The organism is Actinomadura sp. B10D3 (assembly GCF_039871695.1).
Taxonomy (GTDB): Bacteria; Actinomycetota; Actinomycetes; order Streptosporangiales; family Streptosporangiaceae; genus Spirillospora; species Spirillospora madurae.
In genome coordinates, this window is sequence record NZ_JBDPLY010000007.1 from 16,405 (window position 1) to 38,878 (window position 22,474).

Genomic DNA, 22,474 nt, shown 5'->3' on the forward strand with positions numbered 1-22,474 from the left:
ATCCATGGCCAGCGTCCTCGCACCGCCGCCGCAGGGCAGCGGCCTGAAACCGGTCCCCGGCGTGCCCGGCGTCCCGTACATCGGCAGCACGCTCGCGGTCATGCGCGACCCCATCGGCATCGCCAGGAAGCGGTACGAGGAGTACGGCCCCGTCGCGTGGGGATGGCTGCTCGGCCAGCGGACGGTCACCGTGCACGGCCCCGAGGCCGCCGAGGTCGTCCTGGTCAACCGGGACAAGGCCTTCGCCAACGGGCCCGCGTGGAGCTACTTCATCGGCCCGTTCTTCAACCGCGGCATCATGCTGCTGGACTTCGAGGAGCACCTGCACCACCGGCGCATCATGCAGCAGGCCTTCACCCGGCCCCGGCTGCGCGCCTACATGGACGCGATGGCCCCCGGCATCGTCGCCGGCGTGGAGTCGTGGGAGCCCGGCCAGGGCTTCAAGGTCTACGACCACTTCAAGAAGCTCACCCTCGACCTCGCCGCGGACGTCTTCATGGGCGTCGAGCTGGACGACGCCGAACGCGCGCGGGTCAACGGCGCGTTCATCGACGCCGTCCGGGCCGGGACCGCGTACGTCCGGTTCGCCGTCCCCGGCCTGCGCTGGCACCGCGGCCTGCGGGCCCGGCGGGTGCTGGAGGACTTCTTCCGCCGGCACCTGCCCGCCAAGCGCCGCGACGGGGGAGACGACCTGTTCGCGGCGCTCTGCCAGGCCGAGACCGACGATGGCGAGCGGTTCACCGACGAGGACGTCGTCAACCACATGATCTTCGCGCTGATGGCCGCGCACGACACCACCACCATCACGCTGACGACGATGGCGTACTACATGGCCAGGTTCCCCGAATGGCAGGAGCGCCTGCGCGAGGAGTCGCTGGGGCTCGGCGCGGCCCCGCCCGGCTACGACGACCTGGACGCCTTCACCGGCATCGACATGGTGATGAAGGAGTCGCTGCGGATGGTCACGCCCGTCCCGGCGCTGCCGCGCAGGGTCGTCAAGGACACCTCCATCCTCGGCTTCCACATCCCCGCCGGCACGACCGTCGTCGTGCCGATGCTCAGCAACCACCACATGGCCGAGTGGTGGCCGGACCCCGACCGGTTCGACCCCGGCCGGTTCTCCCCGGAGCGCCGCGAGGACAAGGCGCACAAGTACGCGTGGGCGCCGTTCGGCGGCGGCGCGCACAAGTGCATCGGGCTGTACTTCGCCGGGATGCAGGTGAAGACGATCATGCACCAGGTGCTGCTGCGGTACCGCTGGAGCGTCCCCGCCCGCTACGAGTGGCCGCTGGACACCACGTCCCTCCCCTCTCCCAAGGACGGGCTGCCCGTCCGACTCGACCGGCTGGAGTCCTGATGAGCCTGGAGTACCGATGAGCCTGGAGTGCCGATGAGCAAGGTCGTCGTCATCACCGGGGCCGCCCGCGGGATCGGCCTCGCCACCGCCCGCGCCCTCAAGGCCCGCGGCGCCACCGTCGTCATCGGCGACATCGACGGCACCGCCGTCAAGGAGGCCGCGGAGTCGCTGAGCGTCACCGGGCTGACCGTGGACGTCACGTCCCGCGAGTCGTTCACCGCGTTCCTCGACGCGGCCGAGGAGGCCGCCGGGCCCGCCGACGTCGTGGTCAACAACGCGGGGATCATGCCGATCGGGCCGGTCACCGGCGAGAGCGACGCCGACGCCCGCCGCTGCGTCGACATCAACCTGCACGGCGTGATGCTCGGCACCAAGCTCGCGCTCGACCGGATGCTGCCGCGCGGCTCCGGCCAAATCATCAACATGGCCTCGGTCGCCGGCGTCATGTTCACCCCCGGCCTCGCGCTCTACAACGCCAGCAAGGCCGCCGTTCTGGGGTTCACCGAGGCGACGCGGCTGGAGGTGCTGGACCGGGGCGTGCACGTCAGCGCCGTCCTGCCGACGTTCACCAACACCGAGCTGGTCGCCGGGACGCGCAGCCCGAAGGGCCGGCGCAACTGCGAGCCCGAGGACGTCGCCGCCGCCGTCGCCGGGCTGATCGCCCGCCCGCGCCCGCAGGTGATCGTCCCCGCGAAGCTCGGCCGGCAGCTCAGGCTGAGCGCGCTGCTCCCCGACCGGGCCCGGTGGGCGGTCTCCCGCCGCCTCGGCCTCGACACGATCTTCCTGGACTACGACGCGGAGGCCCGCGAGGCCTACGACGCCCGGATCCGCTCGGCTCCCGGAGCGGAGCGCTAGCGGGCCCGCCGGGCGCGGCGGAAGGCGCGGCGGGCCTGGGGCAGGTAGCGGACGGCCTCGGGCAGCAGCGGCCACACCCGGTTCCCCGCCCGGACGGCCGCCGCGAACCGCCGGTAGCGGCGCTCGTCGGCGGCGCTCCACGGCAGGTCCAGCAGCTCCCGCATCCGCGGAGGGAACCCGCCGACCGTGATGAACCGGGCCACCGCGTCGAGCGGCGGCGACACCGCCCGCCACAGCGGCGCCGGGACCCTCCTCGGCGCGGGCAGGCCCTTGGTGACGTAGCCGACGCCGTACCGGGCGGTCCGGTGCGGGACGATCACCTCGTCCAGCATCCGCTTCCAGTACGCCTGGAACGCCTCCCAGTCGTCCGGCATGGCCCGGTCGCTGACCCCGTACATCCGGAACCAGGTCTTGGACTCCTCGTAGATGCGGCGCTTCTCGGCCTCGCTCAGCGGCCGGACGAACGTCTCGACGCAGTACAGCATGCTGTCGAGGAAGGTCGCGTGCGCCCAGTAGTAGGTCTCGGGGTCGAGCGCGTGGTAGCGGGAGCCGTCCGGCATCGTCCCCTTGATGTCCCGGTGGTAGTCGCGCACCTTCCGGCCCGTCTCGGCGGACCGCTCCCCGTCGTACACGGTGTTCATGATCGGCCCGGCGGACCGCTTCACCCGCGCGAACGTCTCCTTGAAGAACACCGAGTGGTCGAGGACGCCCTGCCCCAGCTCGGGGAGCATGTTCTGCAGGACGGCGGCCCGCGGCCCGGCCAGGAGCATCCGGGTGTCGCCGAAGTACCGCCAGGTCAACGAGCCGGGTCCGAGAGGGGCGGTTCGGGCGTCGGCCTGATCAGTCATCTGCACCGCCGGAGAACGCAACAGAACTACAGAACGACGATTATTGTAACTGTGTAGCGCCTGGCGGGCGGAGGCCGGGCCCCGAGCCGGTTAGGGTGCGGCTATGACCTCGGATGCGACACTGCGGGAGCGGCTGGCGGCGCCGGAGGCGGACGCCGGCGGCCTCGACGCGCGCATCCTCGACGCCGCGCTCGCCGAGTTCGAGAGCTACGGGCTGCGCCGCGTCAGCGTCGAGGACGTCGCCAAGCGGGCCGGGGTCGCGCGCACCACCATCTACCGGCGCTTCGCCGGCAAGGACCAGCTGCTCCAGGCCGTGATCCTGCGCGAGTGCCGCCGGTTCCTCCTCGCGATCGCCGAGGCCACCGACGACCTGCCCACCCCGGAGGACGCCGTCGTCGAGGGGTTCGTGGCCGGGCTGCGCAGCGCCCGCGCGCACCCGCTGCTGGCGCGCGTCCTGGAGAGCGAGCCGGAGGCGTTCCTGCCGCAGCTCAGCATGAACGGCGGCGCGGTGATGCTCGCCGCCCGCGACATCCTCGCCGACCGGCTGCGCCGCGCCCGCCCCGGCGACGCCGGGGACCACGACACCGTGGCCGAGGTGCTGCTGCGGGTCGCGGTCTCGCTGCTGCTCGTCCCGGGCGGCGGCCTCGCGCTGGACGACGAGGACGCGATCCGCCGGTTCGCTCGCGACCACCTCACCCGGATGCTGCGCCCCGGCAAGGGCTGACGGGCCGTTCCGCCGCGTCCGCCCGTCCCGTACTTCGTCTTCGACAACCTGGGCGCCGCGGGCGAGCCCATGACCGGCCCGAACCCGCCGCAGGCGCTCGCCGACCGGATGCACCGCGCGTGGGTGGACTTCGCCGTGGGAGGCGACCCCGGCTGGGAGCGGTTCGACCCGTCCACGCGGGCGGTGCGGACGTTCGACGACCCGGCGGACGAGATCGTCCACGATCCGCACGGCGAGGACCGCAAGCTCTGGGACTAGACGCGGCGCACGGCGCGGGCGGTGCGCCCGCGCCGCGCGCCCACCCGTCCATCGCGGCGCCCGCGCCCGGGAAGGGGCGGGCGGGAGCTCAGCTGCCCAGCCTCTTGCGGCCCTGCGCGCGGACCCGCTTGCGCTGGGACGGGTCGAGCATCATGTACCCGACGACCGGTGCGCCGAGGACCCCGAGGATGATCAGCGCGCTGAGCCACCAGGGGAACACGAACAGGGTGAGGAAGCCGACGACGACGCCGCCGATCACGAGCTTGGTCTGGGTCGACATCTGGTACCTCCGTTTACGGGCCGCCCATCATGTCAACGGCCGTCCCGCGACCGCTGTTCCACGATATGTCGCGAGTCTGCCTGAAGGCCATGATGATCTGGCCTCGCGGACTGTATTCCCCGTCTCCCGCGGTCGGATGCGGATGGGTGCGGTCAGATGCGCAGGGAGAGCTGGCCGCCGCCCAGGGTGCGCAGGACGTCGGCGTGCAGCTTGCCGTTCGTGCACACGACGCTGCCGCCGTCCGGCCCGGGCACGCCGGACAGGTCGGTGAACATCCCGCCGGCCTCCTCCACGATGACCTGGAGCGCGGCGAGGTCCCACAGCGACACCTCGGGCTCGGCGGAGATGTCGACGGCGCCCTCGGCGACCATCATGTGCGACCAGAAGTCGCCGAACGCCCGCGTCCGCCACACCGACCGTGTCAGGTCGAGGAAGCGGGGGAGTCGGCCCTGCTCCTCCCAGCCGCTCAGGCTGGAGAACGACAGGGAGGCGTCGGACAGCTCGGTCACCGACGACACGGTCATCCGGGTCGCCCGGGTCAGGCTGCGGCCCGTCCACGCGCCGCCGCCCCGGGCGCCCCACCAGCGGCGGTTCAGCGCGGGCGCCGACACGACCCCGACGACGATCTCGTCGTTCTCCATCAGCGCGATCAGCGTCGCCCACACCGGCACGCCGCGGACGAAGTTCTTCGTCGCGTCGATCGGGTCGATGATCCAGCAGCGGTTGCCGTAGCCGGTCTTGCCGTACTCCTCGCCAAGCACCGCGTCCCGCGGCCGGGCCCGCTTCAGCGTTCCCCGGATCTGCTCCTCGACGCTGCGGTCGGCGTCGCTGACCGGTGTGAGGTCCGGCTTGGTCTCGATGGCGAGATCGAGGGCGCGGAAACGCTTGGTCGTGATGTCGTCGGCCCCGTCCGCCAGTACATGTGCGAGACGCAGGTCATCGGAATAGCCCGCCACGGCGTGCCACGCTACCCTGATCACCGCGCGTCCCAACACACTTACCCGGCCCGATCCGGCTTTTCGGTCCCGCGGTGGGGCGCGCCGGGCCGCGAACGCCGGTTTCCGGGGCCCCGGGGTGGCAGCATGGGGCCCATGCCGCACGACCTTCCCGCGTGGGTGGCCGAGCTGACCGACCCGCGCCGGGCCGAGACGCTCGACGAGCTCGCCGACCGCCTCGTCCCCCTCGCCGAGCACGCCATCGACGTCTCCCGCCGGCTGCAGGCGCAGCTCAACGAGCTCAACGATCCGTTCAAGCGCGAGGCGCTGTACGGGCGCGTGGAGCGCCTGAAGGCGCGCGTCGGCGAGGCCCTGGAGGAGATCACCTCCGAGATCAGCGCGTCGGGGGAGGAGCGCATCGAGCGCGTCTGGGCCGAATGCGCCGGGCAGGCGGGCCCCGGCGGGCGCGGCGCGGAGGAGCGCGAGCTGCGGCGCGTGCTCGACCGCGACATCGTGGCGGTCCTGTCCCGGCAGCAGCAGGAGGTCGCCGAGCGCGTCGCCGACCGCACCTCCACGGCCCTGGAGGACGCGACGCAGAAGCTGCTGACACGGGTGGAGGAGCTGGCCAAGGCCGTCACCGACCTGATCCACGACGTGCTGCCGCTGGCGCGCGAGGGCCTGACCCTGGCCAGCCGCATCTCGGCCCTGTCCGGGCACGCGCGCAAGACCGGGCGCGGCCCGATCCCGGACGAGCTGAAGGACGCCGGAGCCGAGACGTCCCGGGCGTTCGACGAGGCCGTCGCGCGGCTGGAACTGGAGTGGGCCGCGCTCGGCGCCCGCTCCGCGACCGTCCGGGCGGCGCTGCGGGGCGCGGAGGAGAGCGCGTTCAGCCAGGTCACCGAGGAGATGACCCGCTGCGTGGAGGAACTCGCGCCCCGGCACGTCCAGGCGCTGAACGAGGCCGAGGCCAAAGCGCGCAGCCTGTTCGAGGAGGCGCGGGGCTAGCATCGATCACGAGGCCCGGGCCCGTCGACCAGCCCGCGTAGCTGTGCCCGCCGCAGCGCACCGCGACCGGCATCCGCCTCAGCGTCGCGAACGCCAGGCACTCCGAGACGTCCTGCGGGGTCTCGCAGTAGGCGATCCCCGCCGGGCGGACCCGGTCGAAGCGCGGGATGTGGAGGTGCCCGGCCTCGGGGTAGGCGCCGTCGGACGGCCGGATGAGCCTCCCGTCGAGACCGCGTTCCAGCGCGCCCCAGTCGGCCGGGCCGGTCGGGCGGGGGCGGGACGGCGACGGCGGACGCCCGCGCGGGGCCGGTCCTTCCTCAGAGCATCCCGCGGCCGCGAGCGTGCCGAGGACGGTCGCCTTGAGCACCGTGCGCCGCTCCATGCCGCCATTGTCGCGGCGATCACTCGCGGGCGTGGGGAAGTCCGGCTTTTCAGGACGGCGCCCGCCACGTCCGCAGGAACGTCTCGAAGTGCGCGACGCCGGGCTGCCAGTCCTTCTGCGCGGCGAGCAGCGTGACCTGGTAGAACCCGCCGCCGAACTCGAAGGCGCGCATCCGGGCGCGTCCCGGCGTGCCCTGCTTCGTGAAGGTGAACTGGAGCTCGGCCGCCTGCCCGCCCTGGTAGGGGATGTTCCGGGTGAAGCGCTCCTGCTTGAAGTCGGGGAACTCCTTCGGGTCGTTCTTCATCTGCCGGGCCGCGGTGGCGAGACCGTCCCCGGCGTCGCCCGACCGGATCGAGACGAGCTGGACCGCGATCGCGCGCCGCACGCCCGGGGTGGGATCGGTGAACGTCACGTCGTCACCGGACGGCTCCTTCTTCCAGCCCTTGGGGACGGCCGCCTCGAAGGCCGACCCCCGGTACCGCTCGTACCCTGCGGGCACCCCCGCCTGCGGCCGCGACGAGGGCGACTCGCCGCCCTTCGACTCGTTGCCCCCGTCGTTGACGAACACCAGGATCGACAGGACGGCGGCGAAGAGCGCGGCCGTGAAGATCCCCGCCGGCACCACCAGCGGCCACGGCACGCGCCGCTCGCGGCGTGGAGGGGCCAGGGGCGTCGCGACGGTGGGCGCGGCCGGGGACTGCAACGTCACGTCGTGCGGCGGCGGGGAGGGCGGAGCCACCGAGGGAGCCGCCGGCGGAGGCGCCCACCGCGAACCGCCCTGCGCGATCTGGCTGAGCAGCCGGCCGGCCTCGCCCGGCCCCATCCGCTGCTCGGGGTCCTTGCGCAGCAGCCCGTGCAGGACCGGGGCGAGCGGGCCCGCGTGCTGGAGCGGGTCGGGATCGTCCGCCAGGACGGCCGCCATCACGCCCCACACGTCCGGGCGCCGGTACGGTGGGCGGCCCTCCACCGCCGCGTACAGCGTCCCGCCCAGCGACCACAGGTCGGACGCCGGCGTGGCCTTCTGGTACCGCGCCTGCTCGGGCGCCAGGTACGCGGGCGACCCGACGATCGCGCCGGCCTGGGTGAGGGTCTCGTCGCCCGCGACGGTCGCGATCCCGAAGTCGGTGAGGACGGCCCGGCCGTCCCGCAGCAGCACGTTGCCCGGCTTGACGTCCCGGTGGACCACTCCGGCGGCGTGCGCGGCGCCGAGCGCGTCCAGCAGGTCGAGCCCGATCGACGCGACCCGGTCCGGCGGCAGCCGCCCCTCGCGGGCGATGGCCTTGTCGAGCCCCTCCGCGCGGACGAGCTGCATCACGATCCACGGGCGCCCGTCCTCCTCGACCACGTCGTAGACGGTCACGATGCGGGGATGGTCGAGCCGCGCCGCCGACCGCGCCTCCCGGAACGTCCGCGCGTGGATGCGCGCGACCTGCTCGTCGTCCAGGCCCTGCGGCAGCGACATCTCCTTGATCGCCACCTCGCGGTCGAGCGTGCGGTCGAGCGCCCGCCACACGGCCCCCATCCCGCCGCGGCCCAGCACCTCCACGAGTTCGTAACGCCCTGCGATCAACCCCGGCATGGGGCGCACCTTACCGACGCGAACCGGGCGCCCGCAGCGGCATGGCGGCACCCCGCACGGTCACGCGGGACCGTGCCGCGGGGATCGGCCGGTGCGCGGCCCGGGTTCCACGGCGTCGTCGCCCGGGGACAGGGTGCCCCCGAGGGCCAGCAGCAGCCGGCGGAGGGAGTCCAGGCGGGCCTGGGACGCGTGGCCGTCCTCGACCCAGCCGTCGAGACCGCAGTCCTCCTGGACGTGGTCGCAGTGCGGCGGGCAGCGTTCGGCGGCGCCCTCGGCGAGGTCTTCGAACGCGTTGAGCACGTGCTCCGGATCGACGTGCGCCAGGCCGAAGCTCCGCACGCCCGGGGTGTCGATGATCCAGCCGTTCCCGCCGGGCAGCTCCAGCGCGATCGCCGACGAGGAGGTGTGCCGGCCGCGCCCGGTGACCGCGTTGACGTGGCTGACCGCCCGCTCGGCGTCCGGGACGAGCGCGTTCACCAGCGTCGACTTGCCGACGCCCGAGTGGCCGACCAGGACGCTCGTCCGGCCGGACAGGTGCTCGCGCAGCTCGCCGAGGTCGCCGCCGCGCCGCGTCACCACGTACGGGACGCCGAGCGGCGCGTACTCGGCGATCAGCGGGCCCGGATCGGCGAGGTCGGCCTTGGTGAGGCAGAGCAGCGGGTCCATCCCGGCGTCGTAGGCGGCGACGAGCTGCCGGTCGATCATCCGGGGGCGCGGCTCGGGATGGGCCAGCGCCGTCACGATGACGAGCCGGTCGGCGTTCGCGACGATGATCCGCTCGAACGGGTCGGTGTCGTCGGCGGTGCGGCGCAGCGCCGACGTGCGCGGCTCGACCCGGACGATCCGGGCCAGGGTGTCCTGGTCGCCGGAGACGTCTCCCACCAGCGCCACGCGGTCGCCCACGACGACGCCCTTGCGGCCGAGCTCGCGGGCCCGCATCGCGGTGACGGCGCGCTCGCGGTCGGTGCCGGGGTCGGCGAGGCAGCGGTACCTGCCCCGGTCCACCGCGGTCACGAACCCGGGGGAGGCGTCATCGTGCGCGGGGCGGCGGCGGGTGCGCGGGCGCGACCCGCGGCGGCCGGGCCGCACCCGGACGTCGTCCTCGTCGTAGTCGTGTGCTCGTCGTGCCAGTGGTCCGGTCCCTGCTGTCAGGCGGGCGCCAGCATCGACGCCCACTGCCGGGTGAAGTCCGGAAGAGTCTTGCCCACGGTGCCCGGATTCTCCACTTCGATGCCGGGAACGGCCAGTCCGAGAACGGCCGCCGCCATCACCATCCGGTGGTCGTCGTAGGTGTGGAACACGCCGCCGCGCAGCGGCCGCGGCCGGATCTCCAGGCCGTCCGGCAGCTCGGTGACGTCGCCGCCCAGCCCGTTGATCTCGGCGGCGAGCGCGGCGAGCCGGTCGGTCTCGTGGCCGCGCAGGTGCGCGATGCCGGTGAGCCTGGACGGCGAGTCCGCGAGCGCGCAGAGGGCCGCGAGCACCGGCGTCAGCTCGCCGACCTCGTGCAGGTCGGCGTCCAGCCCGGCGAAACCGCCGGCGCCGCGCACGGTCAGGCCGTCCGGGCCGCGGGTCACCTCGCCGCCCATCGCGGCGAGCAGCCCGCGCAGCGCGTCGCCGGGCTGCGTCGTGTCCTCCGGCCAGCCGGGCACGGTGACGCGCCCGCCGGTGACCAGTGCCGCGCCGAGGAACTGCGCCGCGTTCGACAGGTCGGGCTCGATCACCCACTCGCCGCCCCGCAGCGGGCCGGGCGCGACCCGCCAGACGTCGTGCTCCGTCTCGACCTCCGCGCCCGCGTCCCGCAGCATCCGCACGGTCATCGCCAGATGCGGCGCGGACGGCACCGGCGGCCCCTCGTGCCTGACCTCCACGCCCTTCGCGAACCGCGGCGCGGCCAGCAGCAGCCCCGACACCAGCTGGGACGAGGCCGACGCGTCGATCGTCACCCGCCCCCCGGCCACCGAGCCCGTCCCGCGGACGGTGAACGGCAGCGCCGCCCGGCCGCCGTCGTCGATCTCCGCGCCCAGGGTCCGCAGCGCCGCGATGATCGGGCCCATCGGCCGCTCGCGGGCGCGGGGGTCGCCGTCCACGGACACCTCGCCGGTCGCCAGCGCGGCGACCGGCGGCAGGAACCTCATCACCGTTCCCGCGAGGCCGACGTCGACGCGGGCCGGGCCGGTCAGCGGCTCCGGCATCACCTGCCAGTCGGTGTGGTCCTCCCCGATGCCCGTGCCGAGGGCGCGCAGCGCGTCCGCCATCAGTTCGGTGTCGCGGCTGTGCAGGGGCCGGGTGATGCAGACCGGCGCCTCGGCGAGCGCGGCGAGGACGAGCGCCCGGTTCGTCATCGACTTCGAGCCGGGCAGCGGCACGGTGGCGTCCACCGGGGCAGGGGCGACCGGGGCGGACCAGTGCGGAGCGGACATGCCCCAAGGCTATCCGGCCGGATCCCGTCAGAGCGGAATCGTCAGCAGAGTCCCGCCGCCGTCGAGCCGGACCTCGAACCGGCTGATCTCCTGGCGGGGCAGCCCCGTCCCGCCCTGCATGGTCAGCGGCTTCGGCTGACCGGGCACGCCGTACCCCTTGTCCGGGACGCGCCATCCGGCGACGACGCTGCGCTCACCGTCCCGCGACACCGCCTCCAGGTGGCACCGCAGCGGCCCCTTGATGCCGCGCAGCTCCAGGCTGACCTGCGTCCCCCACCCCTTGTCGACCAGGCCGACGGCGCCTGACGCGCCCGTGCTCGCGTTCGTCGCCTGGAAACGCTCGCCGGTGATGGCCTGCGCCGGCGGTCGCTCGGCGGGGGTCCCGTCGTCGTCGAGCACCGTCCCGAGCCCGACTCCGGCGGCCAGGGCCACGCCCGCCGCGGCGGCGCCGATGACGTACGCGCCGCGCCGCACGCGCCGGTCGGCCCGGCGCTTGCGGCGCATCATGTCGATCACCGGCGCCGGAGGTGCGGACGGCTCGTCCTCCGCCTCCAGCCCCACCTCCCCGGGTCCGCCGCCGAGCTCGAAGAGGGCGCTCGCCGTCCCCGACAGCGCCCTCAGCTCGGCCTGGCACGCCCCGCAGCCCCGAAGGTGCGCCTCGAACGCCCGCCGGTCGCCGGGTTCGAGGAGGCCGAGCGCGTACGCGCCGACGTCGGTGTGCTCCACCTGGGAACTCATGAGGTCACCCCCCTCTCCTCCAAGGCGACGCGCAGGGCGCGCAGCGCGTAGTACACGCGGGACTTGACCGTCCCCACCGGGATGCCGAGGTACTCGGCGGCCTGGTTCACCGTCCGGTCGCGCAGCACCGTCTCCGTCAGCGCCTGCCGGTGCGCGGGCGACAGCGATTCGAGCGCCTCGGTCACGACGACCTTGCGCAGCAGGCCGTCCATCTCGTCCGCCATCGGCAGGTTCTCCAGGGGGCCGTCGCCGACCTCCGGCGGCCTCACCTCGCGCTGCCGCCGGTTGTCGATCACGATACGCCGGGAGACCGTGGCCAGCCACGGCATCAGCGAGGACGTCCGGTCGTCGAGCCGGTCCGCGCTGCGCCATGCCCGGATCATGGTCTCCTGCACCACGTCCTCGGCCCACTGGCGGTCACCGCCGGTGAGTCGCAGGACGAACGCGAGGAGTGGCCGATGGTACTCGCGATACAGCGCGGCCACCATGTCCTCGTCGCGCACGGGCGCGTCATGGGGCTGGACGGGCCGCGCCGTGCCGGGGCGGCGGAGAAGGCTCCGCAACCCGCCGCTCTGGCGACCGGTCGATCCGGGAACTGCCATGGCCGGGGCGTCTCCGTCGGGGAATCGAAGGGCGGTCACCAGGCAGTACGGAACCACCCCGGTCCGCGGTTCAATCCTCTTGAGCCTCTTTTAAGGTTCTCTTCGGGAAGTCAGCGCTTCGCCGCGTGCAGCACCTTGCCGGCCTGCGCCGTCGTGCCCGCCTTCACGGCCTGCCCGGCCCGCGCCGCCCTGCCCGGCTTGGACGCGCGCCCGAACTTGAACCCGGCGCCCGCCGCCTTCTTCAGCGTCCCGCCCTTCTTGCGGGACTTCCGCGCCTTCAGCGCGCCGGCCGCCTTGCCGACCTGGAGTGCGCCGCCTGCCTTGGCGGACTTCGCGCGCTTCGTCGCCTTCGCGGACTGCTTGGCCGCCGTCCGCGCACCCTCGGCACGGGCGGCGCGCACCTGCCGGGCCGCCTCCCGCCGCGCCTCCCGCAGCGTGGCGGCGGCCTCCCGCCGCAGGGCCTTCGCCTCGGCGCCGCCCTTGACCTGCGTCTCGCGGGCCGCGCGGCGCAGTTCCGCCGTGCGGGGCTTGCGGCGCGGCTCGGTCGCCGCCATGAGCAGCGCGCCGAACATGCCCGCGTTCTTCAGCAGGTGCGAGCGTTCACCGGCCCGGCGCTCGGGGTCCTCCTCGGTCCAGAAGCGGTGCTCGGTGGCGAGCGCCGGGACCATCTGCGCCGCGAGCAGCAGCGTCGTCAGCCGCCGGAACTTCCCGGTGAGCAGCAGCGCGCCGGTGCCGAGGCTCAGCGCGCCTTGCATGCGGACGAGCGTCTCCGGGTCCTTGGGCATCCAGTCGATCCGGTCGGCGACCGGCTTGACCGCGGGTCCGACCCGCTCGGCGCGTTCCCGCGGATCCCGGACTGCCTCCAGGCCGGTCATGATGAAGGGCGCCGCCACGAACGGGCGGGCCAGGGTCGTGAAGGGTCGCATGACCCGCTTCATGCCCAGCGCGCCGCGCCTCAAGCGCGGCAGGATGGGACCCATGTGCGGACGCTATGCCACCACCCGCGCGCGTCAGGAGCTCCTGGACGAGTTCCAGGTGCAGCTCGACGCGGTCGACGGGGACATCCAGCCCGACTACAACGTCGCTCCGACCAAGCAGGTCCCGGTCGTCCTGAACCGGCGGCCCAAGGACGAGCCCGACGAGGCGCAGGCCGTGCGCCAGCTCCGCACGGTCCGGTGGGGCCTCGTCCCGTCCTGGGCCAAGGACGTCTCGATCGGCTCCCGGATGATCAACGCGCGGTTCGAGACGGTGCACGAGAAGCCGTCGTTCCGCCGCGCGTTCGCCAGGCGGCGCTGCCTGCTGCCCGCCGACGGGTACTTCGAGTGGTACACGCTCCAGGACCAGGGCGACCCGGCCGAGAGCGAGAAGAAGGCCAAGAAGAAGCCGCAGAAGCAGCCCTACTTCATCCACCCGAACGACGGCGCGATCATGGCCATGGCCGGCCTCTATGAACTGTGGAAGTCGCCCGAAAGCGGTTCCGGGGGGTCTGGAGGGTCGTCCTCCCAGACAGGACCTGGCGAGTGGCTGTGGACGTGCACGGTGATCACCACGAACGCGCCCGACGACCTCGGCCGGATCCACGACCGGATGCCGATGATCGTCGAACGGGACCGCTGGGACGCGTGGCTGGACCCCGCGCTCACCGACACCGAGCAGGTGCGGGGCCTGCTGGTCCCGGCGATGGCCGGGACAATGGAGGCCTACCCGGTGTCAAAGGCCGTCAACAGCGTGCGAAACAACGGACCCGAACTCATAGAACCGGCGAATTCTGGGGATAGTTCCGGCAACCAATCCGACAGTTTGTTCTGACACGGGGGCCCACCGGGAGGAGTTCGCAGCACCGTGGACACCGCCGTCGCCCGTGCCCGCCTTGAGGCCATGCTCCATGATCTGGACCGTTCCATCGCCATTCTGCGCGGGGAGGCCCCCGAGCGCGACAATTCCGCCGCCGACGCCGGGTCGGGGCTCACCGACCACCACCGCGTGGAGGCCGCGCTGGAGTCGCTGGAACGCCACCGCGGCGGCGTGGCCGCGGCCCTGGACCGGATAGGCGCCGGCACCTACGGCCGCTGCATCGGCTGCGGGCACCCGGTCCCCGAGGGCCGCCTGGAAGCCCGCCCGGACGCGGCCCGCTGCATCCCCTGCCAGACCAAGCACGACCGCCGCTGACCCCACCCACCCCCAGTGGGGTTCCCGCACCCGCCCCCTCTTGGGGGTACCCCCGCCCCACCCCTCTTGGGTTAAAGCTCAGCCGGGGTCACGGGCAGGTGCGTGGAGCGAGTGCAGCGAGCGGAGGGCGCATGCCCGTCGAGCCGGGCGACCGCAGCGGCACGTCGCAGACCCGCACGGTCACGGGGCACCTGCACCGTGGCGTGAGGATCGACCGGCTCGTGACGGGGGGTCCCAGGGGGGTCGCTACCCCTGGGACAACACAGCACTTGCCAAAAGATGGATGCCTAGGGATTCGTCGGGTTGTTGGGCGTTCAGTTCTGTGCGCACCAGGCGGGGGAGGGCTCGCGGGGATTCGGTGAGGACGTGTTCGACCGTCGAGGGGGAGAGCACGGTGCGGGGGCGGATCCACTCGACTTCCAGGCCGGCGTCGGCGAGGAGTTCGCGGAGCTGGTGGGAGGAGAAGGAGCGGGTGATCGTGCCGTCGGGCCAGGGGACGAGGACGACCTCGGCGCTCGGCACGTCCGACAGGTGGGCCCAGTAGTTCCGCTCGGCCAGGAGGGCCATGCCGAGGGTGAGGGAGTCGACGCAGAGCAGGACGCGTCCGCCGGGGCGCAGGACGCGGGCGATCTCCGCGATGGTGGTCTCGGTGGCCAGGTGGCGGGACAGCGCGCGGTTCTCGGCGATCACGGCGTCGAGGGAGGCGTCGGCGAGGTAGGGGAGCGTGCCGGAGTCGCCGATGAGCGGGGTGGTGCGTTCCCCGCGGGCGGGGCGGGCGAGGGCCGGGCGTCCGGGGTCGCGGACCTCCAGGACGGCATGTCCGGCCGCGGCGGCCTGGGCCGCGCTGTGGCCGGGGCCGCCCGAGACGTCCAGGACGCGGGACGGTCTGCGCGGCAGCCATCGGATGAGCTGGGCCTCCGCCACCGCCCTGTAGAACGTCCAGTAGTGCGCCAGGGAGTCTCCTGGGCCGCCTCCGGACGTCTCGCGCAGGCTCGCGATGGTGGGCTCGGACGATTGCGCCGAAGGCACCGAGTGCACCAATTGCTCCTGTTCTCTCCGTTATGTCAGTTCTTCCCCGTCCGGAGCCCCCATCACCCTGTGTGATGGACAGGGCGGACGAGCCCGTGCACCGATACGTCCGGCCGCGGCCGGGAATCGCCGCGGGCGTTCCGGTGTTGCACCGTCTCACAAGCCCGGTAAGAGCCTCACATCCCAGCACACGGAGGTGCGAACCCCATGACGACGGCCGTCGCCGATCAGCAGCGGAGCGCCGGCACGGCGGCGTCCCGTGGGGGCGCGCGGGAACCCGCCCGCGTGAGCAGGCCGCGCGGACCGATATCGTCTGGTGGACACGGCGCCGCCGGCCCAGCCGCGGCCATGCGCGCCACTGCCGAGGAGGTGGTTCAGGTACCGGGCACCACGGAGACCGTGGAGCAGCGCCAGGAGCGCTTCCAGCGCGACGTGCTCCCCTTCTTGGACCAGCTGTACTCTGCCGCGCTGCGCATGACGCGCAACCCCGCGGACGCAGAGGACCTCGTCCAGGAGACCTTCGCCAAGGCGTTCGCGTCCTTCCACCAGTTCAAGGAAGGCACCAACCTCAAGGCGTGGCTCTACCGCATCCTGACCAACACGTTCATCAACTCCTACCGCAAGAAGCAGCGCCAGCCGCAGCAGGCCGCGACCGAGGACATCGAGGACTGGCAGATCGCCCGCGCCGAGTCGCACACCTCCAGCGGGCTGAAGTCCGCGGAGGCCGAGGCGCTGGAGCACCTGCCCGACTCCGACGTCAAGCGGGCCCTGCAGGACCTGCCGGAGGAGTTTCGCATCGCCGTCTACCTCGCCGACGTCGAGGGCTTCGCGTACAAGGAGATCGCCGAGATCATGGGCACGCCCATCGGCACGGTGATGTCCCGTTTGCACCGCGGCCGGCGGCAGTTGCGCGGCATGCTGGAGGACTACGCTGAAGAGCGCGGGCTCACCCGTGCGAGCAGGGGGTCATCATGAGCTGCGGCAACCATCACGAGACGCCGTGCGACGAAGTCCTCGCCCGGGTCTATACCTATCTCGACGGTGAGCTCGACCAGGGCGGCTGCGGCGAGGTGCGCCAGCACCTCGACGAGTGCGGCCCCTGCCTGCGCGAGTACGGGCTGGAAGAGGCCGTCAAGAAGATCGTGAACAAGTCCTGCGGCTCCGAGCAGGCCCCGACGGACCTGCGCGCGAAGGTGCTCGGCCGCATCGAGGAGATCTGCGGCGAGATCAAGGCCTCCGCCGACGCGGGCACGACCGAGAGCGCCTGAACCCCGGTATCTTGCTCGGGTGCTCGCACTCGTCACCGGCGCGGCCGGATTCATCGGATCCCATCTCGTCGACCGGCTCCTCGCGGACGGCCACGAGGTCATCGGCGTGGACAACATGGCGACGGGCGCGAACGTCCGCCCGGACATCGAGATGTGGGAGTTGGACGTCGCCGACCCGGCCCTCCGCGAGCGGGCGGCGGCCCGCCGCCCCGAGGTGATCTGCCACCTCGCCGCACAGGTCAGCGTCCGGCACAGCGTGGCCGACCCCGTGGCCGACGCCCGGGTCAACGTCACCGGGACGGCCAACGTGCTGGAGGCGGCGCGGGCGGCCGGCGGGCGCAAGGTCGTCTTCACCTCCAGCTGCGCGGTCTACGGGGTGCCGGACGCGCTGCCCGTCCCGGCGGACGCCGAGCTGCGGCCCGCGTCCCCGTACGCGGCCTCGAAGGTCTCCGGCGAGGTCTACGCCGGGATGTACCGGCGGCTGCACGGCGTCGACTTCACGACCCTGACGCTGGCGAACGTCTACGGGCCGCGGCAGACGCCCGACGGCGAGGCCGGGGTCATCTCGATCTTCACGGACGCGCTGCTGTCGGGCCGTCCGACCAAGGTGTTCGGGGACGGCGGCCAGACCCGCGACTACGTCTACGTGCTGGACGTGGTGGACGCGTTCGCCCGCGCGGCGGGGGACGCGGGCGGCGGGCGGCGCTTCAACGTGGGCACCGGGGTGCAGACGACGGACCGCGACCTGCACGCGCTCGTCGCCGAGGCGGCGGGCGCGCCGGACGACCCGGAGTTCGCGCCGGCGCGGCTCGGCGACCTGCCCGCGATCGCCGTCGACCCGAGCGAGACGCGCGAGATCCTCGGCTGGGAGCCGAAGGTCGCCCTGCGGGACGGCATCGCCGAGACGGTCGCCTGGGCGCGCGAGCGCGGCGCGGCGGCCTCCGGCTGAGCGGGCCCAGACCAGGATGCGTCCAATGGTCCGCTTGTACTAATCCCCGGAGATGACCTTTTGGGGCTCTTTCCTGGGGCTATTGCGGAGCACCACCAGAATGCACGTGCATTCTGATTGTGCAGAGCGTTTGTGGCCGGCACCGCGGGCCCATTCGGCAGGGACAATTGATCACAACAGGTGACGAATCGTTCACGCTTAGCTCACATTTTCTCGCATGCCTGTGTGACCTGGGCAGTTCGCGTTAGGCTTGTGCCGAAATCAGCGACGGGAGCATGTGCGCACCGGTCAATTCGGGGGTATGTGCTCGCCCGGGAACCTGGACCGCACTGGTCCCGGCGGCCGGCCGCCACGGCCGGGCGGCCCGGTACGGCGGGGGGGGAGGCAAGGAGCCATGCTCAAGCGCGTGATGCCGGTGGGACACGACCGGCGGCCGAGCGCCTCGGCGTCGTCGCTGATGATGACCAGGGGCGTGTCCTGGGTCTAGGTGCCGGCAGGCACGTCTGAGCCAGGCGGTGCCCGCCATTCGTCACTCCCCGAGGGGCGGCAATGCGTGGACTACCTCTCGCTGCCTGGGCGTACGTCTGTGGTGTGGTCGCCCTGGCGGCGGGCCTCATCGCGACGTCGTCCTTCGCGGAGCTCGACTGGGGCCAGCTGGCCGTCCTGGCCCTGCTGTTCCTCGTCTGCGACTCGGCGCCCGCGCGGCTGAACATCACGCGGGCCAGGGTGTCGCTCAGCTTCGCCGCGAGCCTGGCCTCGGTCGTGCTGCTCGGCCCGGTCGGCGCCGCGCTGCTCGGGCTGTGCGCCGTCGTCACCGGCCAGCGGTTCTTCGCCCCCGTCAAACGGATCTTCAACGGCGCGCAGTTCGCGCTCAGCGGGTTCATCGCCGGGACGGTCTTCGAGCTCCTCGGCGGCGACCGCTTCCACCCCGAGCAGGCTCGCTGGGTGGAGAACGTCATCGGGCCCTTCCTTGGCGCGCTGTTCACCTTCGTCCTGGTGAACCTGGCGCTGATGGCCGGGGTGCTGCTGCTCAGCCGGCAGGCCGCGCCGCGCGAGCTGCTGCACGAGAGCGGCCAGCTCGCCGTCGGCTGCCTCGGCTACGGCATGGTCGGGCTGCTGATCGCCGGGCTGTGGCCGCGCGTCGGGCCGTTCGCCGCCGTGCTCGTCCTGCTCCCGCTGTTCATCGCCCGCTGGGCCATGGACCAGGCGTACGCGCAGCAGCAGGCGCACGCCGCGACGCTCGCCGCACTGTGCCAGGCGGTCGAGACCAAGGACTTCTACACCCGCGGCCACTCCGAGCGCGTCTCCCGCGGCTCGGTGATGATCGCGCAGGAGATCGGGATGCGCGCCGACCGGGTCGAGGCGATCCGCTACGCGGGCATGCTGCACGACGTCGGCAAGCTCGGCGTCCCCACCAAGGTCCTGCAGAAGAACGGGCCGATGACCGAGGAGGAGTTCGCCGCGATCCAGCTGCACCCGATGCGCGGGCTGGAGATCGTCCGGGAGATCGGCTTCCTGGACGAGGCGCTCGCCGGCATCATGCACCACCACGAGAAGATGAACGGCCGCGGCTACCCGATGGGCCTCGCGGGCGACGAGATCCCGGAGTTCGCCCGGGTCATCTCCGTCGCGGACGCGTTCGACTCGATGACCTCGACCCGCTCCTACCGGGCGGCCCGCAGCATCGACGAGGCCGTCCAGGAGCTGCGCCGGGGGATGGGGGACCACTTCGACCCGGCGATGGTCGAGGCGTTCCTGCAGGCGCTCGACCGCGACGGCTGGGAGCCGCCCGACCCGGTCGTCCTCCCCGACGACGACGTCGTCGAGACCACCCAGCAGGACCACGACGACCCGAGCACCCCCCTGCGGATCGCCGACAGCGGCGAGGTGCGCCGGTGACGGGACGCGCATGAGCGGCCAGACCCGCGCCCGGGAACGGGCGGCCTGGCAGACCATCGACTCCGGCCAGCTGCTGCTGATCGCCACGGCCGGGCTGTTCGTCATCATCGCGATCACCCAGGTCGCCGCGGCCGGCCTGCGGCAGCCCGACATCGCGATCATCTTCGGCGTGCTGATCGCGCTCGGCGAGCTGTTCCGCATGGTGATGCCCGGGAACCGGGAGGTCGCGCCGGTCGCCGCCGCGGGCGCCACCGGCTACGCGCTGCTCGTCGGCGTCGGCCCCGAGGGCGCCCCGCCGGACGCGCCGCTCGGCGTGGTCGCCGCCGAGCACTCCGCGCTGCAGGTCGTCGCCGTCACCGCGGTCGCCATGCTGGTCGGCTCGCTGCCGCACATCGCGGTCGGCCGCACCCCGCGCCCCGACGCGATGGCGCGCCGGCTGTTCACCGTCGCGGTCGTCGCGCTGTGCTTCCGTCCGCTGCTCGACCTCGACCTGCCCTGGCCGCTGCTGCTCGCCGTGATGTGCGTCGTGGTCGTCCTGTCCTGCTTCACCGACGTGCTGATCGCCGCGATGATCCGGGCGGAGGCCGTCCGGGCCCGGTTCGGCATCGCGCTGCGGGACGAGATCGACGCCAAGGCGGCGCTGTGCGCGGCGACCAGCGCCACCGCGGTGCTGATCGCCGTGGCGACGACCGCGATGGGCGAGGCCGCGCTGCTGATCTTCACGGTGCCGATCCTGGTGACGCAGTTCGCGTTCCGCCGGTACGCCGGCATCCGCGCCACGTACCTGCAGACCGTCCGGGCGCTGTCGCGCGTCACCGAGGTCGGCGGCTACGTGGAGACGGGGCACTCGCGGCGCGTGTCCAGGCTCGCGGTGCGGATGGGGCGCGAACTCGGCATGTCCGAGGAGGAGCTGCTCGAACTGGAGTACGCGGCGCTGATGCACGACATCGGGCAGCTGTCGCTCGGCGACCCGATCCCCGGCGGCGCGACCGTGCTGGCGTCCCCGGCCGAGCAGCGCCGGATCGCCGAGCTGGGCGCCGAGGTGATCAAGCAGACCGGGGTCCTGGACCGCGTCGCGCACATCGTCCAGCTGTCCTCGCACCCCTACCGGACGGGACGCGAGCCGTCCGGCGACTCGGGGGAGCGGCCCATCCCGCCGCCGCTCGCCGGCCGCATCATCAAGGTCGCCAACGCCTACGACGACCTGGTCGGCGACTCCTCCGACCGCGACCGCGGCGCCGCCGTGCTGGAGCGGCTGCGGCTGGACTCCGCCGCCGAGTACGACCCGACCGTGGTGGAGGCGCTCAGCCGGGTCGTGGACCGGCGCCTGCGCCAGTAGGCCGCGTGCGCCGCCGCGACCGCAAGGGTGATCGCGGCCGTGAGCGTCCACAGGAGCAGCGCGCCGAGGCGCTGGTCGTCGAGCGGCGGCGCCCCCCAGCGGCGGCCGAGGTGCTCGTACCAGCCGCCGAGGACGGTCCCGTTCCGCATCAGCGCGATCCCGGCGATGGCGTGCAGCGGCAGGAGAGCGAGCGGCATCGGCGTCCCCGTCGTCCCGTGGAAGTACGCCAGGCCGATGACGAGGAAGGCGGCCATCGCGAGCGAGTGCAGGGCGTGGTTGCCGAGAGACGGCCCGAACAGCGGCGACACGTACCACGCGTAGAGGGAGAGCAGGAGCAGCGAGGACGAGACCGCCGGACGCGCGAGCAGCCGCAGCGCCCGGCTCGCGCCGGCGGCGGCGACGAGGGCGCGTCCCTCACCGCGCATCGCGCCGAGCGCCAGCCGGAACGGCGCCCCGTAGAGCAGCAGGGCCGGTGCCAGCACCCCGACGAGGACGTGCTGGAGGGCGTGCGCGCTGAACAGGACCATGCTGTACCGGGAGATCCCGCTCGCGGCGGCGAGCAGCACGACGAGGAGGCCGGCGGCCCACGACGCGCTCCGCGTCCACGGCCAGTCGCGCACCCGCGCGGCGCCCAGCCCGTACAGGACTGCCCCGGCCAGGACCAGGACGAAGAACAGCGGATCGATCCACCAGTCGAGCAGGTAGGGGCCCGGCCCGGCGGGCCCCGGCAGCGGGAAGCCGAGGTTCAGCGCGACGACGTCGAGGGTGTCCGGCGGGTTCTCCGGCGGAGGCGTCCGGGACAGCCCGGTGGCGAGCGCCATCGTCGCCGTCATGATGAGGAGCTCGACGGTGCCGAGGCGGAGGAACGGCCGCGCGCCCGTCCCGTCCCGCAGGGCGGGGATCGTGGCGCGGCGGTGCCACCAGCCCAGCGCGCCGAGCACGGCGAGCGCCGCGCACTTCGCGACGACGAGCGCCCCGTACCGCGACCCGAGGTGGACGCCGCCGAGCCGCACCCAGGCGTTCACCGCGCCGCTGAGCCCGACGACGGCGAACGACACGAGCGCCAGGCCGCTGTACCGTCCGACGATCTCGGGGAGCCGGTCGCGGACGTACGGCGCGGCGGTGACGAGCGCGACCAGCCCGCCGACCCACAGCGAGACGCCGACCACGTGGAAGGCCAGGCTGTGGACGGCGAGCGCGTGGTACGAGGCGTTCGCCGCGTGCCCGGTGAACAGCGGCGGGAGGAGCCCGGCGAGCGCGCCCGCGAGCAGGTACCCGGTGCCGCCGGCGGCGCGGGGCAGGCTCGCCGCGACCGCCAGGGCGACCGCGGCGGCGAGGACGAGGAGCAGCGCCCGCCCCTGCGGCAGTTCGAGGAGGAACGTCCGCATCATGTCGCCGGTGACCCCGGCGACGCCGATGCCGAACAGGTCCAGGATGGAGAACACGATCAGCGCCAGCGTGCACGCCGCCCACGCCATCGCCGACAGCGCCGCGGCGCGCAGGCAGCGGCGCCCGGCGGGGGAGGCCGCCGGGACGAAGACGGCGCCGACGAGCAGCCACCCGACCGTGAGGACCGCGGCGACGTCGCCGCCGAGCTTGGCCACCGACAGGCCCACCTTGGTCAGCGCCCCGGCCTGCGACAGCCCCGGCGCGGCGGTGGCGCTGAGCGCGCCGCCCAGCCTGATCACGAGCGCGAGGACGACCAGCGCGATCGCCGCGGCGCCGATGACGAGCATCGGCCGGTCGGCCCGGGGCGCCCGTGCCGCCTCTGAAGCCGGGGTCGCCTCGCGTGTCGTCACGCGTAGAAATACGCACACGCACGGGTGAAGGGTTCATTA

22 protein-coding genes and 1 pseudogene are annotated in these 22,474 nt (G+C 73.3%); 12 read left to right on the forward strand and 11 right to left on the reverse strand.

What is annotated here, in order from left to right:
- The first annotated feature begins 4 nt into the window (after positions 1-4).
- Together ABGB11_RS13580 and ABGB11_RS13585 are read left to right on the forward strand one after the other, a co-directional pair.
- On the forward strand, positions 5-1,357 hold the full coding sequence (locus tag ABGB11_RS13580; protein WP_347632464.1) for a cytochrome P450: 1,353 nt from the start codon (positions 5-7) through the stop codon (positions 1,355-1,357).
- A 33-nt stretch (positions 1,358-1,390) separates the two neighbouring features.
- Positions 1,391-2,212, forward strand: coding sequence for an SDR family oxidoreductase (locus ABGB11_RS13585; RefSeq protein WP_347632466.1), 822 nt, complete (start codon positions 1,391-1,393; stop codon positions 2,210-2,212).
- Here ABGB11_RS13585 and ABGB11_RS13590 read toward each other — a convergent pair.
- Complete coding sequence (locus tag ABGB11_RS13590; RefSeq protein ID WP_347632468.1) at positions 2,209-3,060, reverse strand: oxygenase MpaB family protein; 852 nt, start codon at positions 3,058-3,060, stop codon at positions 2,209-2,211. The two genes, ABGB11_RS13585 and ABGB11_RS13590, sit on opposite strands and share 4 nt — an antisense overlap.
- 103 nt (positions 3,061-3,163) lie before the next feature.
- Between ABGB11_RS13590 and ABGB11_RS13595 the strand changes: the two genes are divergently transcribed.
- Together ABGB11_RS13595 and ABGB11_RS13600 are read left to right on the forward strand one after the other, a co-directional pair.
- Positions 3,164-3,784, forward strand: coding sequence for a helix-turn-helix domain-containing protein (locus tag ABGB11_RS13595; protein WP_347632470.1), 621 nt, complete (start codon positions 3,164-3,166; stop codon positions 3,782-3,784).
- A 69-nt stretch (positions 3,785-3,853) separates the two neighbouring features.
- Positions 3,854-4,042, forward strand: a complete 189-nt coding sequence (locus tag ABGB11_RS13600) for a hypothetical protein (protein ID WP_347632472.1) — start codon at positions 3,854-3,856, stop codon at positions 4,040-4,042.
- A gap of 88 nt (positions 4,043-4,130) precedes the next feature.
- Here ABGB11_RS13600 and ABGB11_RS13605 read toward each other — a convergent pair whose 3' ends face one another.
- Together ABGB11_RS13605 and hisN are read right to left on the reverse strand one after the other, a co-directional pair.
- Positions 4,131-4,322, reverse strand: coding sequence for a hypothetical protein (locus ABGB11_RS13605; RefSeq protein WP_021597464.1), 192 nt, complete (start codon positions 4,320-4,322; stop codon positions 4,131-4,133).
- A gap of 152 nt (positions 4,323-4,474) precedes the next feature.
- Positions 4,475-5,278: a histidinol-phosphatase gene (gene hisN / locus ABGB11_RS13610; RefSeq protein ID WP_347632474.1), complete on the reverse strand. Its 804-nt coding sequence runs from the start codon at positions 5,276-5,278 to the stop codon at positions 4,475-4,477.
- A 135-nt stretch (positions 5,279-5,413) separates the two neighbouring features.
- Between hisN and ABGB11_RS13615 the strand changes: the two genes are divergently transcribed.
- The gene (locus ABGB11_RS13615) at positions 5,414-6,262 is read left to right on the forward strand and encodes a hypothetical protein (protein ID WP_347632476.1); all 849 of its coding nucleotides are present in this window, start codon (positions 5,414-5,416) and stop codon (positions 6,260-6,262) included.
- 431 nt (positions 6,263-6,693) lie between these two features.
- Here the strand turns inward: ABGB11_RS13615 and ABGB11_RS13620 are convergent, their stop codons facing one another.
- From ABGB11_RS13620 to ABGB11_RS13645, 6 genes are all read right to left on the reverse strand, one after another.
- Positions 6,694-8,223: a serine/threonine-protein kinase gene (locus ABGB11_RS13620; protein ID WP_347632478.1), complete on the reverse strand. Its 1,530-nt coding sequence runs from the start codon at positions 8,221-8,223 to the stop codon at positions 6,694-6,696.
- Between the two features lie 60 nt (positions 8,224-8,283).
- A complete protein-coding gene (gene rsgA / locus ABGB11_RS13625; protein ID WP_347632891.1) occupies positions 8,284-9,354 on the reverse strand; it encodes a ribosome small subunit-dependent GTPase A in 1,071 nt (356 codons plus the stop codon).
- 17 nt (positions 9,355-9,371) lie between these two features.
- On the reverse strand, positions 9,372-10,643 hold the full coding sequence (aroA, locus tag ABGB11_RS13630; protein WP_347632480.1) for a 3-phosphoshikimate 1-carboxyvinyltransferase: 1,272 nt from the start codon (positions 10,641-10,643) through the stop codon (positions 9,372-9,374).
- Between the two features lie 27 nt (positions 10,644-10,670).
- The gene (locus tag ABGB11_RS13635; protein WP_347632482.1) at positions 10,671-11,381 is read right to left on the reverse strand and encodes a zf-HC2 domain-containing protein; all 711 of its coding nucleotides are present in this window, start codon (positions 11,379-11,381) and stop codon (positions 10,671-10,673) included.
- Positions 11,378-11,983, reverse strand: a complete 606-nt coding sequence (locus ABGB11_RS13640) for a sigma-70 family RNA polymerase sigma factor (protein ID WP_347632484.1) — start codon at positions 11,981-11,983, stop codon at positions 11,378-11,380. The genes ABGB11_RS13635 and ABGB11_RS13640 overlap by 4 nt, the downstream gene beginning before the upstream one ends.
- A 110-nt stretch (positions 11,984-12,093) precedes the next feature.
- Complete coding sequence (locus tag ABGB11_RS13645) at positions 12,094-12,963, reverse strand: DoxX family membrane protein (protein ID WP_347632486.1); 870 nt, start codon at positions 12,961-12,963, stop codon at positions 12,094-12,096.
- Between ABGB11_RS13645 and ABGB11_RS13650 the strand changes: the two genes are divergently transcribed.
- Both ABGB11_RS13650 and ABGB11_RS13655 read left to right on the forward strand, forming a co-directional pair.
- The gene (locus ABGB11_RS13650) at positions 12,962-13,792 is read left to right on the forward strand and encodes an SOS response-associated peptidase (protein WP_347632488.1); all 831 of its coding nucleotides are present in this window, start codon (positions 12,962-12,964) and stop codon (positions 13,790-13,792) included. The genes ABGB11_RS13645 and ABGB11_RS13650 overlap by 2 nt on opposite strands.
- 33 nt (positions 13,793-13,825) lie before the next feature.
- A complete protein-coding gene (locus ABGB11_RS13655; protein WP_347632490.1) occupies positions 13,826-14,152 on the forward strand; it encodes a TraR/DksA C4-type zinc finger protein in 327 nt (108 codons plus the stop codon).
- A 246-nt stretch (positions 14,153-14,398) separates the two neighbouring features.
- Here the strand turns inward: ABGB11_RS13655 and ABGB11_RS13660 are convergent, their stop codons facing one another.
- Positions 14,399-15,190, reverse strand: coding sequence for a methyltransferase domain-containing protein (locus ABGB11_RS13660; protein ID WP_347632492.1), 792 nt, complete (start codon positions 15,188-15,190; stop codon positions 14,399-14,401).
- A gap of 339 nt (positions 15,191-15,529) precedes the next feature.
- Here ABGB11_RS13660 and ABGB11_RS13665 point away from each other — a divergent pair, with 339 nt between their 5' ends.
- From ABGB11_RS13665 to ABGB11_RS13685, 5 genes are all read left to right on the forward strand, one after another.
- Positions 15,530-16,156 carry a sigma-70 family RNA polymerase sigma factor gene (locus ABGB11_RS13665; RefSeq protein WP_021599861.1) on the forward strand — a complete coding sequence of 209 codons (627 nt, stop codon included), beginning with the start codon at positions 15,530-15,532 and terminating at the stop codon, positions 16,154-16,156.
- The gene (gene rsrA, locus ABGB11_RS13670; RefSeq protein WP_347632494.1) at positions 16,153-16,449 is read left to right on the forward strand and encodes a mycothiol system anti-sigma-R factor; all 297 of its coding nucleotides are present in this window, start codon (positions 16,153-16,155) and stop codon (positions 16,447-16,449) included. The genes ABGB11_RS13665 and rsrA overlap by 4 nt, the downstream gene beginning before the upstream one ends.
- Before the next feature lie 19 nt (positions 16,450-16,468).
- Positions 16,469-17,398, forward strand: a complete 930-nt coding sequence (locus ABGB11_RS13675; protein ID WP_347632496.1) for an NAD-dependent epimerase/dehydratase family protein — start codon at positions 16,469-16,471, stop codon at positions 17,396-17,398.
- 549 nt (positions 17,399-17,947) lie between these two features.
- The gene (locus ABGB11_RS13680; protein ID WP_347632498.1) at positions 17,948-19,297 is read left to right on the forward strand and encodes an HD-GYP domain-containing protein; all 1,350 of its coding nucleotides are present in this window, start codon (positions 17,948-17,950) and stop codon (positions 19,295-19,297) included.
- 10 nt (positions 19,298-19,307) lie between these two features.
- Positions 19,308-20,636, forward strand: a complete 1,329-nt coding sequence (locus ABGB11_RS13685; RefSeq protein WP_347632501.1) for an HD domain-containing phosphohydrolase — start codon at positions 19,308-19,310, stop codon at positions 20,634-20,636.
- A gap of 47 nt (positions 20,637-20,683) precedes the next feature.
- Here the strand turns inward: ABGB11_RS13685 and ABGB11_RS13690 are convergent.
- A pseudogene (locus ABGB11_RS13690) lies at positions 20,684-22,372 on the reverse strand (bifunctional copper resistance protein CopD/cytochrome c oxidase assembly protein); the annotation flags it as partial.
- Between the last annotated feature and the right edge of the window lie 102 nt (positions 22,373-22,474).